General features: G+C 63.5%; 18 protein-coding genes. 5 read left to right on the forward strand and 13 right to left on the reverse strand.

What is annotated here, in order from left to right; all coding sequences use genetic code 11:
* Positions 1-55 precede the first annotated feature (55 nt).
* The 3 genes from ACMGG8_RS08570 to ACMGG8_RS08580 form a co-directional block, all read right to left on the reverse strand.
* Complete coding sequence (locus ACMGG8_RS08570) at positions 56-1,354, reverse strand: NAD(P)/FAD-dependent oxidoreductase (protein WP_060841146.1); 1,299 nt, start codon at positions 1,352-1,354, stop codon at positions 56-58.
* A gap of 60 nt (positions 1,355-1,414) precedes the next feature.
* The gene (locus tag ACMGG8_RS08575) at positions 1,415-1,588 is read right to left on the reverse strand and encodes a DUF3094 family protein (RefSeq protein WP_060841145.1); all 174 of its coding nucleotides are present in this window, start codon (positions 1,586-1,588) and stop codon (positions 1,415-1,417) included.
* A 188-nt stretch (positions 1,589-1,776) separates the two neighbouring features.
* Positions 1,777-2,406 carry a DUF1780 domain-containing protein gene (locus ACMGG8_RS08580; RefSeq protein WP_060841144.1) on the reverse strand — a complete coding sequence of 210 codons (630 nt, stop codon included), beginning with the start codon at positions 2,404-2,406 and terminating at the stop codon, positions 1,777-1,779.
* A 146-nt stretch (positions 2,407-2,552) separates the two neighbouring features.
* Between ACMGG8_RS08580 and ACMGG8_RS08585 the strand changes: the two genes are divergently transcribed.
* The 3 genes from ACMGG8_RS08585 (at position 2,553) to ACMGG8_RS08595 (ending at position 3,985) form a co-directional block, all read left to right on the forward strand.
* Positions 2,553-3,020, forward strand: coding sequence for an FAD/FMN-containing dehydrogenase (locus ACMGG8_RS08585; protein WP_414159450.1), 468 nt, complete (start codon positions 2,553-2,555; stop codon positions 3,018-3,020).
* Positions 3,017-3,706, forward strand: coding sequence for an energy-coupling factor ABC transporter permease (locus ACMGG8_RS08590; RefSeq protein ID WP_016968160.1), 690 nt, complete (start codon positions 3,017-3,019; stop codon positions 3,704-3,706). The genes ACMGG8_RS08585 and ACMGG8_RS08590 overlap by 4 nt, the downstream gene beginning before the upstream one ends.
* 63 nt (positions 3,707-3,769) lie before the next feature.
* Positions 3,770-3,985, forward strand: a complete 216-nt coding sequence (locus tag ACMGG8_RS08595; RefSeq protein ID WP_016968161.1) for a hypothetical protein — start codon at positions 3,770-3,772, stop codon at positions 3,983-3,985.
* A gap of 19 nt (positions 3,986-4,004) precedes the next feature.
* Here ACMGG8_RS08595 and yacG read toward each other — a convergent pair whose 3' ends face one another.
* The 4 genes from yacG to ACMGG8_RS08615 are packed head-to-tail and all read right to left on the reverse strand — an operon-like array spanning position 4,005 to position 6,917.
* Positions 4,005-4,208, reverse strand: a complete 204-nt coding sequence (yacG, locus tag ACMGG8_RS08600) for a DNA gyrase inhibitor YacG (protein ID WP_060841142.1) — start codon at positions 4,206-4,208, stop codon at positions 4,005-4,007.
* Positions 4,205-4,828, reverse strand: a complete 624-nt coding sequence (gene coaE, locus ACMGG8_RS08605; RefSeq protein ID WP_060841141.1) for a dephospho-CoA kinase — start codon at positions 4,826-4,828, stop codon at positions 4,205-4,207. Before coaE ends, yacG begins: the two co-directional genes overlap by 4 nt.
* Positions 4,825-5,697 (reverse strand): prepilin peptidase, encoded by an 873-nt coding sequence (locus ACMGG8_RS08610; RefSeq protein ID WP_414159451.1) that lies wholly within the window; start codon positions 5,695-5,697, stop codon positions 4,825-4,827. Before ACMGG8_RS08610 ends, coaE begins: the two co-directional genes overlap by 4 nt.
* Positions 5,698-5,699: 2 nt before the next feature.
* Positions 5,700-6,917: a type II secretion system F family protein gene (locus ACMGG8_RS08615; RefSeq protein WP_414159452.1), complete on the reverse strand. Its 1,218-nt coding sequence runs from the start codon at positions 6,915-6,917 to the stop codon at positions 5,700-5,702.
* 321 nt (positions 6,918-7,238) lie between these two features.
* On the opposite strand from ACMGG8_RS08615, the gene ACMGG8_RS08620 reads away from it, so the two are divergent.
* Positions 7,239-7,655: a pilin gene (locus ACMGG8_RS08620; protein ID WP_060841138.1), complete on the forward strand. Its 417-nt coding sequence runs from the start codon at positions 7,239-7,241 to the stop codon at positions 7,653-7,655.
* Positions 7,656-7,897: 242 nt separating this feature from the next.
* A complete protein-coding gene (locus ACMGG8_RS08625; RefSeq protein WP_060841137.1) occupies positions 7,898-8,254 on the forward strand; it encodes a BON domain-containing protein in 357 nt (118 codons plus the stop codon).
* 189 nt (positions 8,255-8,443) lie between these two features.
* On the opposite strand, the gene ACMGG8_RS08630 is transcribed toward ACMGG8_RS08625, so the two are convergent.
* The 6 genes from ACMGG8_RS08630 to pgi form a co-directional block, all read right to left on the reverse strand.
* On the reverse strand, positions 8,444-11,362 hold the full coding sequence (locus ACMGG8_RS08630) for a DUF748 domain-containing protein (protein ID WP_414159453.1): 2,919 nt from the start codon (positions 11,360-11,362) through the stop codon (positions 8,444-8,446).
* Positions 11,363-11,467: 105 nt separating this feature from the next.
* Positions 11,468-12,484 carry a class I SAM-dependent rRNA methyltransferase gene (locus tag ACMGG8_RS08635; RefSeq protein ID WP_060841135.1) on the reverse strand — a complete coding sequence of 339 codons (1,017 nt, stop codon included), beginning with the start codon at positions 12,482-12,484 and terminating at the stop codon, positions 11,468-11,470.
* Positions 12,485-12,627: 143 nt separating this feature from the next.
* A complete protein-coding gene (locus tag ACMGG8_RS08640; RefSeq protein ID WP_414159454.1) occupies positions 12,628-13,806 on the reverse strand; it encodes an acetyl-CoA C-acetyltransferase in 1,179 nt (392 codons plus the stop codon).
* 160 nt (positions 13,807-13,966) lie between these two features.
* On the reverse strand, positions 13,967-14,833 hold the full coding sequence (locus tag ACMGG8_RS08645) for an oxygenase MpaB family protein (RefSeq protein WP_108546548.1): 867 nt from the start codon (positions 14,831-14,833) through the stop codon (positions 13,967-13,969).
* 52 nt (positions 14,834-14,885) lie between these two features.
* Complete coding sequence (gene acs, locus ACMGG8_RS08650; protein WP_414159455.1) at positions 14,886-16,823, reverse strand: acetate--CoA ligase; 1,938 nt, start codon at positions 16,821-16,823, stop codon at positions 14,886-14,888.
* Positions 16,824-16,940: 117 nt separating this feature from the next.
* Positions 16,941-18,605 (reverse strand): glucose-6-phosphate isomerase, encoded by a 1,665-nt coding sequence (pgi, locus tag ACMGG8_RS08655; protein ID WP_060841131.1) that lies wholly within the window; start codon positions 18,603-18,605, stop codon positions 16,941-16,943.
* Positions 18,606-19,029: the final 424 nt, after the last annotated feature.

Consider the following 19,029-nt stretch of genomic DNA (forward strand, 5'->3'; position numbering starts at 1 on the left):
CGAAGACTGGCCCCCCGCTACATTGCGTAGCGGGGGGCCAGGGACACGCGGGGACTCAGTGCAGCTTCAAGCGTGGGTCGGTGCCGCGTCCGATGCGGCTGCCGAGCATCAGCATCGCCGTGCGGAAGACTCCGTACAACGCCATCTGATGCATGCGGTACAGCGAGATGTAGAACATCCGCGCCAGCCAGCCTTCGAGCATCACACTGCCGGTGAGATTGCCCATCAGGTTGCCCACCGCCGAGAAGCGTGACAGCGAGATCAGCGAGCCGTAGTCGGTGTACTTGTAGGTCGGCAGGTCCTTGCCTTCGATGCGCAGCTTCAGCGACTTGGCCAGCAAAGACGCTTGCTGGTGCGCAGCCTGGGCCCTGGGCGGCACGTTGCGGTCGCTGCCCGGTTGCGGGCAGGCGGCGCAGTCACCGAAGGCGAAGATGTTCTCGTCGCGGGTGGTCTGCAAGGTGGGCAGGACCTGAAGCTGGTTGATGCGGTTGGTTTCCAGGCCGTCGATGTCCTTGAGAAAGCCCGGCGCGCGAATGCCTGCCGCCCAGACCTTGAGGCTGGCGGGAATGGTCTGGCCGTCGGCAGTGATCAGGCTCTCGGCGGTCACTTCGCTGACCGCGGCATTGGTCAGAACCTTGACCCCGAGTTTCTCCAGGGTCTTGTGCACCGGGCCGCTGATGCGCTCGGGCAGGGCCGGGAGTACCCGTGGTCCGGCTTCGATCAGGGTGATGTGCATGTTCTCCGGCTGGATACGATCCAGGCCATAGGCCGCCAGCTCATGGGCCGCGTTATGCAGTTCGGCGGCCAGTTCCACGCCGGTGGCTCCGGCGCCGACGATGGCCACGCTGATCTGCTCCACGGCATCGGTCTGCCCGGCGTGAGCCCGCAGATAGTGGTTGAGCAACTGCTGGTGGAAGCGTTCGGCCTGCTTGCGGGTGTCGAGGAACAGGCAATGCTGGGCCGCGCCCTGGGTGCCGAAGTCGTTGGTGGTGCTGCCCACGGCAATCACCAGGGTGTCGTAGCCCAGTTCCCGGGCTGGCAGCAGTTCCACGCCGGCTTCGTCATAGGTCGCCGCCAGCTGGATTCTCTTGCTTTGACGATCGAGCCCGCTCATGCGCCCCAGCTGGAACTCGAAGTGGTTCCATTTGGCTTGGGCGACGTAGTTGAGTTCGTCTTCGGAGGAGTTCAGCGAGCCGGCGGCCACTTCGTGCAGCAGGGGTTTCCAGATATGGGTCAGGTTGGCGTCCACCAGCATCACACTGGCGGTGCCGCGCTTGCCCAGAGTCTTACCCAGGCGGGTCGCCAACTCCAGGCCGCCGGCGCCGCCGCCAACGATGACAATACGATGAGTCATGGGGATATCTCGCAAGGCTAAAAGAAATCGGTGCAGTCAACCGAGCGAGCGCGAAGCGGCTCATAGCGTCAGGTAACTGATAAAACGGCTCAACAGGCCGAGGGCGACGGTCACCGCAACCACCACCACGAGGAGCGTCCACGGCCGGAAGGGCCGGCGCTCGACTCGGTGCTGGGGCAGTTGCAGATATTCTTCGACATGGCGTTGGTCGTCGGGGTTCAGGCGGCTGCTCATAAAGGGCCTCGTCAGGTAGACGTCGCAACACAGGGGAATGTTACAGCGCGATGCAATCGGGCATGAGTCGAGCATAGCCGCTGCCGTGCGGGGGTCGATGACGAGGTCCCGGCGTTGGCAGGCAGGACGCTTTTTTACCATTGCCGGGGGGTAATGCGCCATGCCCACGCATGGCGGATTGACGACCGTTACAAACTGATGCCGACGTCGAAGAGGATGCTGCGCCCCAGATTGCTGCGCAGGAACTCCGGTGCGTCGGGATGGGCAAACAGCACCCGGGCGAAGGTCGGCCCCACCAGGGACAGTGAACGCCAGCCCTGGCGCAGGTATTCGGTGGGCGGCGGGAAGTGGCTGTTCAGATCCAGCACCTCACGCTTCAGGGCGGCGAAGGCAATGATGTCCAGCTCGCCGAGGTTCATCCCGCGTTCCTTGTAGTTGTGAGCTTTCTTGCGCAGGGTTGGCCCCAGGCGCAGCAACAGTTCGTTGGCCGGGATGCGTTTGGGCTTGGCTTCGCGGCGCACCAGCTGGCTCAGGGAAAACGCACTGCGCCGCCGCTGCAGTTCATCGCGCCATTCGTCGTTGAGACGGCGGCCCTCATCGAGGACGAAGAACACCTCGAAGCTGGCCTCGCGAAACAACACATCTGGCGGCTCTTGGCCGGCGGCGGTGAATTCGTCATTGCGATAGGGAATGTTCAGGCCTTGCAGCAGGCGCTGGCAGACCCAACGCTCACGCTCCCATTTGCGGGCATTGGACAGGAACGCGTTGGCTTGTTCGGCCTGGATGGTAAGCAGGCGCAAAAAATCTGAGTCATCCATAACTTCAAGCTTAGCGCCCAAATATGACCTTTAGCAGCAGGCTTCCGGAAAAACCTTGATCAGGGGGCCGCAGGCGCGCTTGCTGGAGCCCGGCCAAGGGCGGTGTAGACTGTTCGCCGTCCTCCCCCTCGATTTAGGAGTGTGCAGTGAAACCCTGGTCAATTCTGTTGCTGAGCCTGTTGCCTCTGTGGGCCCAGGCCCTGGAAATCGGTGAGCGTCTGGCCCCCTGGACCTTGCTGGATCAATTCGATCAAGCCTACAGCCTCGACTCCCAGGCGCGGTTCCTGCTGGTGGCTCGCGGTATGGATGCGGCCAAGGTGGTGAACGGCGCGCTCAAGGACAAGCCCAAGGATTATCTGCAGGCGCGTCATGGGGTGTTTGTCGCGGATATCCAGCGCATGCCGGCGCTGATCGCCAAGATGTTCGCGGTGCCTGCCATGCGTGATTATCCCTACCGGGTGATGCTCGATCGGGAAGGGCGCGTGGCCTCGCGTTACCCCGCTGGCGAGGACAAGGTCCTGTGGCTGCAATTGCAGGATGGCCAACTGGTGTCCCGGCACGAGTTCGCCACGGTCGAGCAATTGAAGGCAGCGCTGGAGAACGTCCAGCCATGATCAGCGCGGCGCTGCTGTCGCCGGAAAGCCTGAGCATCGGGTGGCTCCTGTATGTCCCGGTGCTGGCCTGGGCGGTGTTGCGAGCGCCGTGGGTCGAGCTGTTCACCGACAGCCGCCGTCAGCATCTGTTGTTCGGTACGGTATTTGCCCTGTTTCTGCTGTGGCTGGTGCGTCGGGACTTCGACACCGGCGTGTCCTATCACTTCATCGGCATGACCGCGGTGACCCTGCTGCTGGATTGGCCATTGGCGATCGTGGGAGGCTTGATCGCGCAACTGGGGCTGCTGGCCCTGGGCCGCCAGGATCTGGCGGCATTGGGGGTCAACGGGGTCTTGTTGATCCTGCTGCCGGTGGCGGTTACGGAAGCCTGCGCCTGGCTGGTGGAACGGGCCCAGCCGCGCAACCCCTTCGTCTATATCTTTTGTTCGGGCTTCTTTGCCGCGGCCTTGTCGGCGCTGCTGTGCCTGCTCTGCGCACTGGGCCTGTTGTGGTTCGACGAGCGTTTCGCCATGCCCGAGTGGCTGGAGGATTTCGTCGGTTACCTGTGGCTGATCATCTTTCCCGAGGCGTTCATCAACGGCATGGTGATCAGTGCCCTGGTGGTGTTTTGCCCGGAATGGCTGGAAACCTTCAATCGCACCCGCTACCTCTCGGCGCCCTGGAAAGACGAGGATCCGCGCTCTTGATCCATATCAACGCCGAGCCTGGGGCCCCGCTGCATGCTCGGCAAAAATCCCAGGAGTGCGGTCATGAGTGTCTATCAGTGGGCCCGGCAGGAAGTGCGCGACAGCCTGCACAGCGCCCAGCAGGAAGGGTTTGAACCGGGCTTGAGCCTGCGAGCGCTGCTCAGCGCGGTGGTGCAGCAGAGCAAGAGCGTGCGCAGCATCGAGGATCTGGCAGACGAACTGCAGTTCCTCGCGGAGAACCTCGACGACGATCAGGACTACAGTTTCATGCGGCCCTGAACGGCGTTGGCTTGAGCACTCAGTGGGCGCGGGGCGGCAGTTCTTCCGAGAACAGTTCGTCCTCGGCATCCGGGCTCACCGGAATCTTGTGTTCCTCGGCGGCCCAGGCCCCCAGGTCAATCAGTTTGCAACGGTCGGAACAGAATGGCCGATTGGTGTTGGCCGCGGTCCATTCCACGGGGGCGCCACAGGTTGGGCATTCGACGGTCAGGGGTTGGCTCATGACTGGCCTCCACGCAAAGTTAAGTAAAAGTGATGCAGGCGCTCGACTTCGCTGCGCAACCAGGCCTGGTCGCGGTCGTTGACCAGTACATCGTCGGCGTGACGCAGGCGCTCCTCCCGGCTGGCCTGGGCCTGGAGAATCGCCCGGACCTGCTGTTCGCTGGTCCGGTCCCGTTGCAGGGTGCGTTCAATCTGCAACTGTTGCGGCACATCGATCACCAGGATCCGCTGGGTCATCCGTGACTGGCCCGATTCGATCAACAGCGGTGACACCAGAATCGCATAGGGCGATTCGGCGCGGGCCAGATGCTTGGCAATCTCCTCGGCGATCAGCGGATGCAGCAGCGCTTCCAGCCAGCGCCGTTGCTCGGGGATCTCGAAGATCAACGTGCGCAACGCGGCGCGATCCAGTTGGCCATCGGCCTGTAGCACGCCCTGGCCAAAGTGGCGGGCAATCTGTTCCAGGGCCGGGCGCCCGGGTTCCACCACCCAGCGTGCGGCGTGATCGGCATCGATCACATGCACGCCCAGGTCGATGAAATGCTGGGCGGCAGCGCTTTTGCCACTGCCGATGCCGCCGGTCAGGCCAAGGGTCCAGGGTGTGTGAGGGGAGCGAGTCATTGGAAGCCGACAGCCTGCAGATAGAAGTCGGTCATTTGACCACCCCAGAGCAAGGCAATCCAGCCGGCAATGGCCAGAAAAGGGCCAAAGGGGATCGGCGTCGAGGTTTTGGCCCGGTTCAGGCGCAGCATGAGGGTGCCGATGATGGCGCCCACCAGTGAGGAGAGGAGCAGGGTCAGCGGCAGCACCTGCCATCCGCCCCAGGCTCCCAGCATCGCCAGCAGCTTGAAGTCGCCGTGCCCCATGCCGTCCTTGCCGGTCAGCAGCTTGAACAGCCAGAACACCGACCACAGGCTCAGGTAGCCGAGTACCGCCCCCCACAGGGCATCGCCCAGGCTGACCAGCAGCCCGAAGCTGTTGGCGATCAGTCCCAGCCACAGCAACGGCAACACCAGCACGTCGGGCAGCAGCTGGTGATCGGCATCGATCAGACTCATGGCGATCAGCCCCCAGCTGAGGATCAGCAACAGGCCCGCCTGCCAGCCGAAGCCGAAGTGCCAGGCAACGAAGGCCGAGATCAACCCGCAGGCCAGCTCGGTCAGCGGGTAGCGGGGGCTGATGGCGGCCTTGCAATGGCGGCAACGGCCCCGCAGGCACAGATAGCTGAGCAGGGGAATGTTCTCCCAGGGGCGGATTGGCTGTGCGCAATGCGGACACTGGGAATGGGGCAGCAGCAGGTTATAGGGCGCCCCTGCCGGCTCCGGGGGCAGCCCCAGCACTTCGTGGGCCTGGGCGCGCCAGTCGCGCTCGAGCATCTTCGGCAGGCGCCACACCAGCACATTGAGGAAGCTGCCGACCAGCAGCCCCAGTATCAGGGCGGCCAACACGAAAGCCAGGGGGTAGAGGGTCAGGACTTCAGTCAAGGACATGTTCAGATCGCTGTACCGAGTTGAAAGACAGGCAGGTACATGGCCACCACCAGGGCGCCGACGATACTGCCCAGAAGCACCATGATCAACGGCTCCATGAGACGGGTCAGGCTGTCCACCAGGTGGTCCACCTCGACTTCATAGTGGGTCGCGACCTTTTCCAGCAAGTGGTCCAGGGTTCCGGACTCTTCACCGATGGCGGTCATCTGGACCGCCATGCCGGGGAAGACCCCGCTGGCGCGCATGGCAAAGTGCAATTGCATGCCGCTGGCCACCTGTTGGCGAATGCGCTCCACCGCTTGCTTGAAGACCCGATTGCCACTGGTTCCGGCCACCGAGTCCAGAGCCTGCACCAGGGGCACCCCGGCAGCGAAGGTGGTCGCCAGGATTCGGGCATAGCGCGCCACGGCGGATTTTTGCAGCAAGGGGCCGGCCAGGGGCAAGCGCAGCAGCCCCACATCCACCGTGTCCCGCAGGCGTGCCGAGCGTCGATAGGCCTGGATCAGGCCGACACCGACCAGCAGGCTGGCGGCGAGCAAGAGTCCGCCGTGGCGCTGGAGCACCTGGGAGAGGTTGATCACCCATTGAGTGAGCGGCGGCAACTCGGCGTCGAACCCGGCGAACAGGCTCTGGAACTGGGGAACCACTTTGAGCAACAGGATGCTGCTGACGACGACTGCCACGCCGATCACCGCCAGCGGATAGACCATGGCTTGCTTTACCCGGGTCTTGAGGTTTTCGCTCTTTTCCTTGTGGGTCGCGACACGTTCCAGCAGCGTGTCCAGGGCCCCGGCCTGCTCGCCGGCATCCACCAGGTTGCAGTACAGCGCATCAAAGTGGCGTGGATGCCGGCGCAGTGCGCTCGCCAGGCTGGAACCGGCCTCGATTTCGCGCTTGAGGCTGGCCAGCAGCTGGCGCATCAGGGGCTGTTCAAAGCCTTCGGCAATGATGTCGAAGGCCTGCAGCAGCGGCACCCCGGCCTGCATCAACGTGGCCAGTTGGCGAGTGAACAGGGCGATCTCCCGGGGGCTGATCCCTTGGCCCAGTCGAGGCCAGGCCCTTGGCTTGCGGCGCACCCGGGTCGGGGTGATGCCCTGCTTGCGCAACCGGGCCCTGATCAGTCCCGGGTTGGCAGCGCTCAGTTCGCCGTGCATCACCTGGCCCTGGCCGTCGATGCCGTGCCAGAGATAGACACTCGTCGTGGGAGCTTTTGCCGCCATGCTTCGATCCTTGGGCAGTGGAGGAGTCTGGTCGCGAGGGTCATCGAACGGCTGATCGATGATCCGCGACCGCGGATGTGGCCTGGGCGCAAACGCGGTTGGGACGCTCCGGCCGGCGGCACCTGTTGAAGCCTAGCTGCCGGGTGCCTGTCGGACAGGGTCACGAGCTGACGAAATTTGTCAGTTTGTGCGACTTCTTGCGCTCAAGGCCAAGGGCTATCACCTCTGTAGGCCGCGGATTCCGTGGGTCGGGCCCTGGCACAGGGAATGCTTCAAGTCTTGCTGACGATCCACAGAGCATCATTGCCAGGAGGCACATCCATGAAACATCAATCCGCTTTTACTCTGATCGAATTACTGGTGGTGGTGGCCATCATTGGCGTTCTCGCCATGGTGGCGATGCCGCTGTACGCCCAGTATCAGGCCCGGGCCAAGGTAATTGCCGCGTTGGCCGAGGTCTCGGCGCTCAAGGTGAATGTCGAGGACCTGCTGAACCAGGGGACCGACCCGACCCTGGCCTTGATTGGAGGCTCGGCCCAGACCTCCAACTGCCGGGTGAGCGTCGGTGGCACAGCGGCCTCCGGTGAAGGGAGCATTGGTTGCACCATCCTCAATGCGCCGGGAGCGGTGCTGAACAAGACTCTGTTGCTGACCCGCTCGGCAGCTTCCGGATGGACTTGCAGCACCACGGTGGAGGCCGATTATGCGCCCAAGGGCTGCATGGCGCAGGACGCTTGAAGCCTGACCTGGCGTTTCGGCGCGGGCCGCTCGGATTGCTCCGGGAAAAAACCGCAACTTGCATGCAGATTGTCGAGCCGTCGTGCATTTTGCATGCTGCCGATTTTTCGAGTTTTCTTTAAGTTATTGTTTTATAACGAGTAATTGTGATCATCAGACTTGGCACAGCACCTGCAACATCCCCAGTAACCCTGCTGCCAGGACTCGGAGCAGGCTTTACTAAAAGAACAGGAGTTATTCGTATGAAGAAGTTTGCTATCGCTGCTGCAACTGCTACCGCTCTGACCCTGACCATGGCTAACGCAGCTTTTGCGCAGACTACTCAAGGCACCCAGTCGCCCATGGTTGTGGCTGCCGGTGAAGTGACCAAGGCCAAAGAGGCGACTTCCGATACCTGGATCACCACCAAAGTGAAAAGCGATCTGGTTACCGAGAAAGGCATTCCTGGCACCGACATCAAGGTCGAAACCAACAAGGGCGTGGTGTCGCTGTCGTCCACCGTCGCGATCACCGAAGCGCAGAAGGCCACTGCCGTGGCAATCACCAAGAAAATCAAAGGCGTCAAGGCAGTCTCCGCTGACGGCCTGAAAGCCGAGTAAGACTCCAGCTTCTCGCCTGGACAGGGAGAGGAAGCGGCAGACGCGCCCAATGGCAAGGCTGCCGCTTCTTTCATGAGTTCATGCGGAAGATCACAAGGATGTGATCATTACAGGCCCCGGCACTGCGTGTCGGGGCCTGTTCTATTGTGGGGGGCTGGTTGTGGACCCGACGGCGTCGCCGGGCGCAGTTTATTCGCTGTCCAGATGCAGCGGCGTGATCACCTTGCCGTCGCTCTCGGCCTGGCCCAGGTTGGCATCGATGAAGTAAACGCGGTCGTCGGCCAACTGGCCCTTGTCCACCAGGAAGTCCTTGATGCTGCTGGCCCTTTCCTGGCCCAGCTGGCGCAGCAGAACGTCGCTGCCGCTCCAGAACTTGATCAGGCCTTCACGCAGCTTGGCGCTGCGTTCGTCGCGGCTGAGCTGCGCCCATTCCGCCGGAGGCTGCTGCTTCAGGCGGGTACGGTAGATGCCCTCCAGCAACGGTGCCTTCTCGCCTTCGGGAACCTGCAGCAGGGACGCCTGGGCCGGAACCTTGTCGCCGCGGCGCTGGAGGATCTTGTAGTAGTTGTACTGGTATTCCCGCTCCAGGCGCTGCTCGGCGATCAATGGACCGTCGCTGCTCTGGGCGCTGGTGCCTTCGATTTCCAGGCGCAGGGTCGGACGTTCCTTGAGGGCCTTGGCCAGGGTGGTCAGGGCCGATTCCGACTCTTTGCTCAGCTCGCTGGAACCGGGGGCGAAGGAAACGTTGCTCAAGTCTTCCGAACCGCCACCGGAGATCAGGCCGCCGATGAACTTGAAGGGCGCTTCGGCCGCGCGCAGCACCAGATTGCGCAAGGTCTGCCAGACGATCGGCATGACGCTGAACTGCGGGTTGTTCAAGTCGCCGGAGATCGGCAATTCGATGGAGATCTTGCCGTCGGTGTCCTTGAGCAAGGCTACGGCCAGGCGGATCGGCAGGTCCACGGCATCCGGGCTGTCGACCTTCTCGCCCAACTGCAACTGCTCGACCACCAGCTTGTTCTCGGCCTTGAGCTGGCCCTTGGTGATCATGTAGTGCAGGTCGAGGTTGAGCCGGCCCTTGCGAATGCGGAAGCCCGCGAACTTGCCGGAGTAGGGGGTCAGGGTGGTCAACTCCACCCGTTTGAAACTGGTGGCGATATCCAGGGCGGCCATTGGATCGAACGGGTTGACGCTGCCCTTGATGGTCACTGGCGCGTAGCGGTCGACCTTGCCCTTGACGTCGACTTCCGCCGGCTTGGCCTGTCGGCTGTTGATGGTGCCGACATGCCCGTTGAGTTGCTGGATGGCAGTGGCGAAGTTGGGCGTCAGGCTCAGGTCGGCGAAGTTGGCCGAACCGTCATTGATGGCGATTTCACCAATGTGGATGCCCAGCGGCCTGCTGGAGCCGGGGGCGGATTTGCCCGAGGGTTTTCCGCCAGAGCCTGCCGGTTGTGGAATCAGCAGGTCGTCGATATTGGTGGTGCGGTCATCGTTGATGATGAAGCGCGCATAGGGCTGCATCAGGTTGACCCGGCTGATGCTCAGGCTGTCACCGTGCTGATAGTTCAGGCCTTCGACCACCACCTGCTTCCACTTGACGAAGTCGCGGGTCTTGAGGGTGTCCAGGGTGTGCAGTTGGTCCACTTCGGCGCGGCCGGTGATGCTGAAAGTCAGCGGCTCGACTTTCTTCAGGTCCACGGCCAGGTCGCTGCCAAGCATGCCGCTACGCAATTCCAGGCGAATGAAGGGGCTGATGTAGGACTGGGCGATCCGCAGGTCGATGTCCTTGGTCTGCACCTTGAGCTTGGCGGTGATGGGGTTGAGATTGACCTCGCCGCTGGCGGTGACCTTGCCTTGCTTGCCCAGGCCGGTATCGAGCTTGAGGCTGAAAGGCGACTGGTTGAGGCTGTCGAAATTCTTCAGGTCGAGGTTCAGTGGGCCCACATCCAGGGCCACGGCCGGCTTGGCCTTGCGGTCGGCCAGGTGCACCTGGTAATTGCGCAGCTCTACGTCCTTGAGCAGCACCTGCCAGGGCTTGCCGGGTGGCGCAGGCTCCTTGGGGGAATCGGCGGCGGCCGGTTGTGGCTTGGGCGCCGGCTTGGCGGGTTGGCTGGCAAACAGTTTCTGCCAGTCGAGTTGGCCATCGGCTTCAAGGGCGGCCCAGGTTTCCAGCTTCTGGCTGCGGATCTTGCCGACAATCACCTGCTGCTTGGCCAGGTCCACGGTGGTTTCGCTGACCTCCAGCCGCTCCAGGCGCGCCAGTGGCCGCCCATCCGGAGCCTTGATGGCGAAGGGCGCGACACTGATGGACGTGTTGTCCAGCAGCAGCTCTGTTTCCTTGGCCAGGCTGAATGTGTAATGGGTGCTGAGGTTGACCACCCCGTCTTCGAGGACCAGTGGCACTGCGTCGCGCACGTAGGGCCACCAGGCTTTCATCTTGCCGTCGCTGACCTTCAGGGTGCCTTGGGACGTCAGCGGGATGACGCTGAAGTTGCCGCGCCAGTCGATCTGTCCGCCTTCGGGACCAGTGGCGACCAGGGTCATGTCGGCGCTGTCGTCCGGCAGGGTGCTGAGGTTCTTCAGTTCGAAATCGAGCTTGTTGTAGATGAACTCGATGGGTTCGCTGGGACGCAGGTCCCGAAAGTGCAGGTAGCCGCCGGCCAGCTTGATGCGCTCGATGCGCACCGGAAACGGTTTGGCGTTGGGATCGCTCGGGGTCGGCTCGCTGGCGGGCAGCTTGAACAGAGCCAGGAGGTTGAGCTTGCCGTCCTTGTCAAAGAGGATTTCGGTCTTGGGCTGGTCCAGCTCGACATCTGCCAGATGCAGTGCGCGGGTCCACAGGCTGTCCAGTTGCAGGTTGGCGTAGAGGCGTTCGAAGGCCACCTGCTCCTTGCCCGGCTCGCCGATGTTCAGGCCCCAGACGGTCAGCTCCAGGCTGAAGGGGTTGAGTTCGATGCGTTGGATATGGGCCGGGGTCGTGGCGTAGTTGGCCAGTTGCTGATTGGCCACCCGCAAGGCGATGCCCGGCAGAATCAGAAAGCCCAGCAGACTGTAAAGGGCGAGAGCGGTCAACAAGGCGCAAAGAGCGCGAATCAATCCTTTGGTCATGCGAGGCTTCATCTATCTGAATCGGAAGTGCCTTGGAGTATGGCACGCGTTTACGGTTCCGAAACCCATCCAGTCTTCAGGAATATTCAGATTTCCTGCGCTCGATCAAAGTTGCAGGATCAGGGTTTTCAACGGCGGCTGGCCGTCATGGGAAGGGAAGTCCGCGGCAGGTGCCAGGACCTGGCAATCGCGCACCGGGCGCCCGGCCTTTTCGGCACAGCGCAACACTTGCTCGCGCCATTGCGACATCGGCACCTTGGCCAGATTGTTACAGCAGATCAACACACCGTCTTCGGCCGTGGCCAGCAGCGCCGGCTTCAGCAGGCTCTGGTAGTCGCGCAGCAGGTCTACGGTGCCGAACGCACTCTTGGCCCAGGCCGGCGGGTCCAGCAGCACCAGGTCATATTGGCGTTGCTCCAGACGGGGGTAGCCAGGCAGTTTCTGTCCGCGTCGCTGGCTGATGGGCAGGCCCGCCAACTGGCGGATCGCCGGGAAGTAGTCCGACTGCACGAACTGCATGTCGGGCAGATGCGGGTTGAGCCGGCCGTTCTCCCGACCCACCGCCAAGTTGCCTTCGGCGAAGTCCAGGTTGCACACCTCCCGGGCACCACCGGCTGCGGCACTGAGGCCGACGCCGCAGGTATAGGCAAACAGATTGAGCACGCTCTTTCCGGCGCTGTGCTGCTTGACCCAACCGCGGGCGTTGCGCAGATCGAGAAACAGCAATGGGTCTTGTCCGGCATGGCGACCACGGACCCGGTAATTCAGCCCCCACTCGTGTCCGATCAGGTCTTGCAGGGCCGGCTCTTCGGCGCGGTACACGCTGTCTTCGCGATCGATGCGCGAGTTGCCTCGGGAGCGGTCGTTGTAGACCAGCAGGGTCGACAGGTTCAGTTGCTGATTGATGGTGTCGTGCAATTGCAGCAGGTCGTCGCGTTCCAGCGTCTGGTGAAAGCTTTGCACCAGCAGTTGGGGGCCGTAGCGGTCGATGGCCAGACCTCCCGCGCCTTCCTGGCTGCCATGGAACAGACGGTAGCAGTCGGTGCCTTGCTGATGCAGCTCGGCGAGCAGTTCCTGGCGGTGAACGAGGGCGGCGCGCAGCGCCTGATTCAAGGAAGACATGCAGGGCGCCTTGGAGGAGAGGAGTAAGGCGCCGCAGTCTACCAGCGTCCCGCCTTCTGTAGGAGCCGGCTTGCTGGCGAAGACGCACTTACGAACGCCTTCGCTGGCAAGCCCGCCACAGGGGGCGGGGGAGGGGCGCGTGGTTAGCGTTCGATGGCCAATGCCAAGCCCTGGCCGCCGCCGATGCACAGGGTCGCCAGGCCTTTCTTGGCATCGCGCTTGAGCATTTCATGCAGCAGGGTCACCAGCACCCGGCAGCCCGACGCGCCAATCGGGTGGCCGATGGCAATCGCGCCGCCGTTGACGTTGACCTTGCTCGCATCCCATTCCAGCTCCTTGCCGACCGACAGCGATTGCGCGGCGAAGGCTTCGTTGGCTTCGATCAGGTCCAGCTGGTCCAGGGTCCAGCCGGCCTTGTCCAGGCAGCGGCGGGTGGCCGACACCGGGCCGATGCCCATGATCGCCGGGTCGACCCCGGCGTTGGCGTAGGCGGCGATCCGGGCCAGGACCGGCAGGCCCAGGGCCCGGGCCTTGCTGGCGCTCATCAGCATGACCGCGGCGGCGCCATCGTTCAGCGACGAGGCGTTGCCGGCGGTCACCGTGCCGTCTTTCTTGAATGCCGGCTTGAGCTTGGCCAGGGCCTCGGCGGTGGTGCCGGGGCGCGGTTGTTCGTCGGTGGCGAAGCTCAGCGGCTCGCCCTTGCGCTGGGGAATCAGGATCGGGGTGATCTCGTCGACAAAACGCCCGGCCTCGATGGCGGCCACGGCTTTTTGCTGGGACGCGGCGGCGAAGGCGTCCTGGGCTTCACGGCTGATGGCGTATTTGTCCACCAGGTTCTCGGCGGTGATGCCCATGTGGTAGTCGTTGAAGGCGTCCCACAGACCGTCGCTGATCATGGTATCGATCATCGGGCTGTGGCCCATGCGCAGGCCGGTGCGGGCGCCGGGCAGCACGTAGTTGGACAGGCTCATGTTTTCCTGGCCGCCGGCGATCATCACCTCGGCATCGCCGCAGCGGATGGCCTGGGCGGCCAGGTGCAGGGCCTTGAGGCCCGAGCCGCAGACCTTGTTCAGGGTCATGGCAGGCACGGCGTGGGGCAGGCCGGCCTTGATCGCGGCCTGGCGTGCGGGGTTCTGCCCGGCGCCGGCGGTGAGCACCTGGCCCATGATCACTTCGTCGACCTGGGCCGGGTCGATGCCGGTCTGGGCCAGCAGCTGGCGGATCACCGCGGCGCCCAGGTCAACGGCGGGAATGCCCGCCAGGGAGCCCTGGAAACTGCCCACGGCGGTACGGGTGGCGGCAACGATGACAACCTCTTGCATGCTCGAATCCTCTGGTTAGGGGGGAGGGGCCCGTGAAGGTGCGGGCTCGTGGAGCGACCGGCACAAGCGCCTGAAATTGGGGAAATCATGGTTGCACACAAGCCCTGGGACCGGCCAATCGCGAACCGGCCGGTCGGGTTGTGCTTGAGCGGTCGTGTTTCTACAGGCCCATGCGCCGTTTTGCCCGGTGCACCGAACTGTCGCGCACCGCCCAGCGCAGCATCGGCGTACTGCGTTTGACACTGGCGCGAATCAACTGGCGCTGCAGTGGGTTCTGATTGACCTTGAGCATGGCGCTGGCCCAGTCCGGCAACAGGTCGATACCGGCCTGCATCATCAGTGAGCCAAAGGGCTTGGCCAGTCGGCTGGGGGCGGGGGCGGCCTGGAGCAGACGCAGCACTTCGTGGCTGCGCTCGTCGCACAGCAGTTGTGGACGCATGGCTTGCAGGTAATCGGCGACTGCCCGCCGTGAGCGGGGCACGTCCCGGGCTCCGAGGCGTTCGGCAATCAGGGCGATCTCGTCGTAGTAGCGATCCTGGTCAGCCCCGGACAGGCGAGGGTTGAGGTAGCGCAGGTGCGCGGCGAGAAAACTGCTGACTTCCGCCACATGCACCCAGGTCAGCAGGTCCGGATCGCTGGCGGCATAAGGGCGGCCATCCGGGGCGGTGCCGACGATGTGCAGGTGGATGCTGCGCACTTTGTCGATCAGCCACTCGGCGTCCTGACGGGAGCCAAAGGTGGTGCCGGAAATGAACTGCCCGGTGCGGCGCAGGCGACCAATCATGTCCTGGCGAAAATTCGAATGGTCCCAGACTCCGGCCAGGGCCAGGGGATGCAGGGCCTGCAACAGCAGGGCGCTGATGCCGCCGATCAGCATGCTGCTGAAGTCGGCGTGCACCTGCCAACTGACCGATCCCGGCCCGAACAGGCCGGGGTCGCCCTTGGGGTTTTCCAGATCCAGTTGGCCCAGCGAGAGGCCGGACAGGCTCATGACCTGGCTTTCGATACGGCTGCGAATGAATTCCATGACAGCTCGGTGCGGAGAGTGAAAAAAGGGCGCGGCCTTGGCCGCGCCGGTCTCAAGCGTTCAGGCGCTTGTCGATCAGGCCTTCCACCACGCTGGGGTCCGCCAGGGTTGAAGTGTCGCCCAGGGTGTCCAGCTCGTTGCAGGCGATCTTGCGCAGGATACGCCGCATGATCTTGCCCGAGCGAGTTTTCGGCAGGGCCGGGGCCCACTGGATCAGCTCCGGTTTGGCAAAGCTGCCGATCTCGCGGCTGACCAGGGCCAGCAGTTCCTTCTTCAGTTCCTCGCTGGGTTCGACACCCTGCATGGGCGTGACGAAGGCGTAGATCCCCTGGCCCTTGAGGTCGTGGGGGTAACCGACCACGGCGGCCTCGGCAATGCTGTCGTGGAGCACCAGCGCGCTTTCCACTTCAGCGGTGCCGATGCGGTGCCCGGAGACGTTGATCACGTCGTCGATGCGTCCGGTGATCCAGTAGCTGCCATCCTCGTCGCGCCGGGCGCCGTCGCCGGTGAAGTAGTAGCCGGGGTAAGGCGCGAAGTAGGTTTCGACCATGCGCTTGGGATCGCCGTAGACGCCGCGGATCTGCGCCGGCCAGCTGGCCTTGATCGCCAGGATGCCGCTGCCGACGCCCTGGATCTCCTTGCCCTGGTCGTCCAGCAGCACCGGTTGTACGCCGAACATCGGGGTCGAGGCGCAGCCGGGTTTGACCTGTCGGGCGCTGACCAGGGGGCTGAGCATGATGCCGCCGGTCTCGGTCTGCCACCAGGTATCGACAATCGGGCAGCGCTGCTCGCCCACGACATTGAAATACCACTCCCAGGCTTCGGGGTTGATCGGCTCGCCGACGCTGCCCAAGAGCCGCAGGCTGCTGCGGGAGGTGCGCTGCACGGGGTCGCTGCCTTCGCGCATCAGCGCTCGCAAGGCGGTGGGGGCGGTGTAGAAGATGTTGACCTGGTGCTTGTCCACCACCTCCCAGAAACGCGAGGTGCTGGGGTAGTTGGGCACGCCTTCGAAGATCAGTGTGGTCGCGCCGTTGGCCAGGGGGCCATAGAGGATGTAGCTGTGGCCGGTGACCCAGCCGACGTCGGCAGTGCACCAGAAGATCTCGCCATCACGGTAGTCCAGCACGTACTTGAAGGTCATGGCCGCCTGCAGCAGATAGCCGCCGGTGGTGTGCAGCACGCCCTTGGGTTTGCCGGTGCTGCCGGAGGTGTAGAGGATGAACAGCGGATCTTCGGCGTCCATCGGTTCGGCGGGGCACTGGTCGCTGGCCGCGGCCACGGCCTGTTCGTAGTGGATGTCGCGGCCTTCTACCCAGTTCACCGGGCTGCCGGTGCGTTCGACCACCACCACGCTGCTGACATCGGGGCAACTGAGCAGGGCCTTGTCGACGTTGTTCTTCAGCGGGACCCATTTGCCGCCACGCACGCCTTCATCGGCGGTGATCACGGTGCGGCAGTCGGCATTGAGAATCCGGTCGCGCAGAGCCTCCGGTGAGAAGCCGCCGAACACCACCGAATGCACGGCGCCGATCCGGGTGCAGGCAAGCATGGCGTAGGCTACTTCGGGAATCATCGGCATGTAGATGCACACCCGGTCGCCTTTCTTCACGCCACGGCTTTTCAGCACGTTGGCCAGGCGGCAGACATGTCCGTGAAGTGCTTTGTAGGTGATGCGCTTGGAGTCGGCGGGGTTGTCGCCTTCCCAGATGATGGCGGCCTGATCGCCGCGTTTTTCCAGATGACGATCGATGCAGTTGTAGCTGACGTTGAGCTGGCCGCCGCTGAACCAACTGGCCTCGCCGGTGCGCATGTCATGCCTGTGCACGCTGTCCCACGGGCTGCTCCAGTGCAGGAAGCGCTTGGCCTGCTCGGCCCAGAACTGGTCCGGATGTTCTATGGATTGACGGTAGAGGTGCTGGTAGTCGTCCTGACTCATTTGTGCCGCCCGGCGGACGGCATCGGCTTTGGGAAAAGTGCTGATATCGAACATGACGGTTCCTTATTCTTGTTTTGCGACAAGTCATAAGGTTGCGCACAAGTGTCAGGAAGGTTCAAGAGGGGCCCGGACGGGAGCCGGCGTGGCGGCTCCCGGGGCAGGAAAGGCTGATCAGCCGCGGTGACGACCGCGGAAGTAGTTGATCAGGCCTTGGGTCGATGCGTCGTCGGCCAGGGTTTCATCGCTGCCGACCAGGCGGTTGTAGACGCCTTTGCCCAGCTCCTTGCCGAGCTCTACGCCCCACTGGTCGAAGGCGTTGATGCCCCAGACCACGCTTTGCACGAAGACCTTGTGTTCGTACAGCGCCACCAGGGCGCCCAGGCGCCGCGGGCTGATGCGCTCGACCACCAGGGTGTTGCTCGGGCGGTTGCCGGGGATGACTTTGTGCGGCGCCAGCCTGGCCACGTCGGCTTCGCTCAGGCCCTTATCGCGCAATTCGCTCTCGGCTTCGGCGCGGGTCTTGCCCAGCATCAGTGCCTGGCTCTGGGACAGGCAGTTGGCGTACAGCCATTGATGGTGGTCGGCCACCGGGTTGAAGCTGACGATCGGCACGATGAAGTCGGCCGGAATCAGCTGGGTGCCCTGGTGCAGCAACTGGTGATAGGCGTGCTGGCCGTTGCAACCGACGCCGCCCCAGATCACCGGGCCCGTGTCGGTGGCCACCGGCGTGCCGTCCTGGCGCACGCTCTTGCCGTTGGACTCCATGTCCAACTGCTGCAGGTGCTTGGTGATGTTGCGCAGGTAGTGGTCGTACGGCAGGATCGCGTGGCTTTGCGCGCCCCAGAAGTTGCCGTACCACACCCCCAGCAGGGCCAGCAGCACCGGCATGTTCTGTTCGAACGGCGCGCTCTGGAAATGCTGGTCCATGGTGTAGGCGCCGGACAGCAGTTCCTTGAAGTTGGACATGCCGATGGCCAGGGCGATCGGCAGGCCGATGGCGGACCACAGCGAGTAGCGCCCGCCGACCCAATCCCACATCGGGAAGATGTTCTCTTCGCGAATCCCGAAGGCCACCGCCGCGGCGTTGTTGCTCGACACGGCGATGAAGTGGCGATGCAGTTCGGCTTCGGAGCCGCCTTGCGCCAGATACCAGGCCCGCGCTGCTTGGGCGTTCTTCAGGGTTTCGAGGGTATTGAAGGACTTGGAGGACACGATGAACAGCGTGGTTTCCGCGCGGATCTTCGCCGAAAGCTCATGGAACTCACTGCCGTCGATGTTCGCCAGGTAGTGGCAGCGCACGCCTTTCTGGGCGTAGGACAGCAGGGCTTCGGATACCAGTTCCGGGCCGAGGAAGGAGCCGCCGATGCCGATGTTCACCACGTCAGTGATGGGCTTCTCGGTGTAGCCGCGCCACAGGCCGTCGTGGATGCGCCCCACCAGCTCGGTGATCTGGTTCAGTACCTTGTGCACTTCCGGCATCACGTTGACGCCGTTCACCGACAGCTTGTCGCCAACCGGACGGCGCAGCGCGGTGTGCAGGGCCGGACGGCCTTCGGAGGCGTTGACCAGCTCGCCGGTGAGCATGGACTTGATGGCATCGGCCAGGCCGACTTCCTTGGCCAGGTTCACCAGCAGGTCGCGGGTCTGGCTGGTGATCAGGTTCTTCGAGTAATCGAGAAACAGTCCGCAGCTGCTCAGGGTGAATTGGCTGAAGCGCTGTGGATCGGCATTGAACGCCTCGCGCATGCTGAAATCCTGCATGGCTTGGCGGTGGTCTTTCAACGCTTGCCAGGCGGGCAGAGCGGTAACGTCGTGAGGAGTGCGGTAGTACGCCATCGCTGCGGTTTTCCTTTTGCTTGAACTGCCTTTTGGACACTGAAAAGCCTGGAACGTCCTGCATGGTCCCGAGGACCTCGTTCGCTCAGCCCTGTGCTGATTCGATTAATCACCCAGGGCGATAACAGTAACCCCGGCGTGCTGTTCTGTCTTGGCTTTGTCCGACTTGTGGCCGGTACTATTTTGTACTTGCGCAGCCAATCAGGGCGGCAAAGGGGTTTTCAGTGGGAATAATAGGGGGTGAATCGGCTGGCCTGGGCCGGGAGCCCGGTTCTGGCAAGGTCCAGTGCATCACCGGGGGAGTATCCGCAACCGGGGCGGTTGAAGCTTGAGCCGCTCGGTTGCACCTTGGGCAAGATGGCATGCATGGACATTCCTCGGTCGGGTCCTCGAACGGGGCTTGCAGTATTGGCTGCAGGCCCCA

Origin of the sequence: Pseudomonas sp. BNK-45, from assembly GCF_047456255.1 — a bacterium.
Classification (GTDB): domain Bacteria; phylum Pseudomonadota; class Gammaproteobacteria; order Pseudomonadales; family Pseudomonadaceae; genus Aquipseudomonas.

Bases quoted from the DNA above. Each gene is read 5' to 3' on its own strand.
- ACMGG8_RS08570 (WP_060841146.1), bottom strand. From the start codon at position 1,354: ATGACTCATCGTATTGTCATCGTTGGCGGCGGCGCCGGCGGCCTGGAG.
- ACMGG8_RS08575 (WP_060841145.1), bottom strand. From the start codon at position 1,588: ATGAGCAGCCGCCTGAACCCCGACGACCAACGCCATGTCGAAGAATAT.
- ACMGG8_RS08580 (WP_060841144.1), bottom strand. From the start codon at position 2,406: ATGGATGACTCAGATTTTTTGCGCCTGCTTACCATCCAGGCCGAACAA.
- ACMGG8_RS08590 (WP_016968160.1), top strand. From the start codon at position 3,017: ATGATCAGCGCGGCGCTGCTGTCGCCGGAAAGCCTGAGCATCGGGTGG.
- ACMGG8_RS08595 (WP_016968161.1), top strand. From the start codon at position 3,770: ATGAGTGTCTATCAGTGGGCCCGGCAGGAAGTGCGCGACAGCCTGCAC.
- yacG (WP_060841142.1), bottom strand. From the start codon at position 4,208: ATGAGCCAACCCCTGACCGTCGAATGCCCAACCTGTGGCGCCCCCGTG.
- coaE (WP_060841141.1), bottom strand. From the start codon at position 4,828: ATGACTCGCTCCCCTCACACACCCTGGACCCTTGGCCTGACCGGCGGC.
- ACMGG8_RS08610 (WP_414159451.1), bottom strand. From the start codon at position 5,697: ATGTCCTTGACTGAAGTCCTGACCCTCTACCCCCTGGCTTTCGTGTTG.
- ACMGG8_RS08615 (WP_414159452.1), bottom strand. From the start codon at position 6,917: ATGGCGGCAAAAGCTCCCACGACGAGTGTCTATCTCTGGCACGGCATC.
- ACMGG8_RS08620 (WP_060841138.1), top strand. From the start codon at position 7,239: ATGAAACATCAATCCGCTTTTACTCTGATCGAATTACTGGTGGTGGTG.
- ACMGG8_RS08625 (WP_060841137.1), top strand. From the start codon at position 7,898: ATGAAGAAGTTTGCTATCGCTGCTGCAACTGCTACCGCTCTGACCCTG.
- ACMGG8_RS08630 (WP_414159453.1), bottom strand. From the start codon at position 11,362: ATGACCAAAGGATTGATTCGCGCTCTTTGCGCCTTGTTGACCGCTCTC.
- ACMGG8_RS08635 (WP_060841135.1), bottom strand. From the start codon at position 12,484: ATGTCTTCCTTGAATCAGGCGCTGCGCGCCGCCCTCGTTCACCGCCAG.
- ACMGG8_RS08640 (WP_414159454.1), bottom strand. From the start codon at position 13,806: ATGCAAGAGGTTGTCATCGTTGCCGCCACCCGTACCGCCGTGGGCAGT.
- ACMGG8_RS08645 (WP_108546548.1), bottom strand. From the start codon at position 14,833: ATGGAATTCATTCGCAGCCGTATCGAAAGCCAGGTCATGAGCCTGTCC.
- acs (WP_414159455.1), bottom strand. From the start codon at position 16,823: ATGTTCGATATCAGCACTTTTCCCAAAGCCGATGCCGTCCGCCGGGCG.
- pgi (WP_060841131.1), bottom strand. From the start codon at position 18,605: ATGGCGTACTACCGCACTCCTCACGACGTTACCGCTCTGCCCGCCTGG.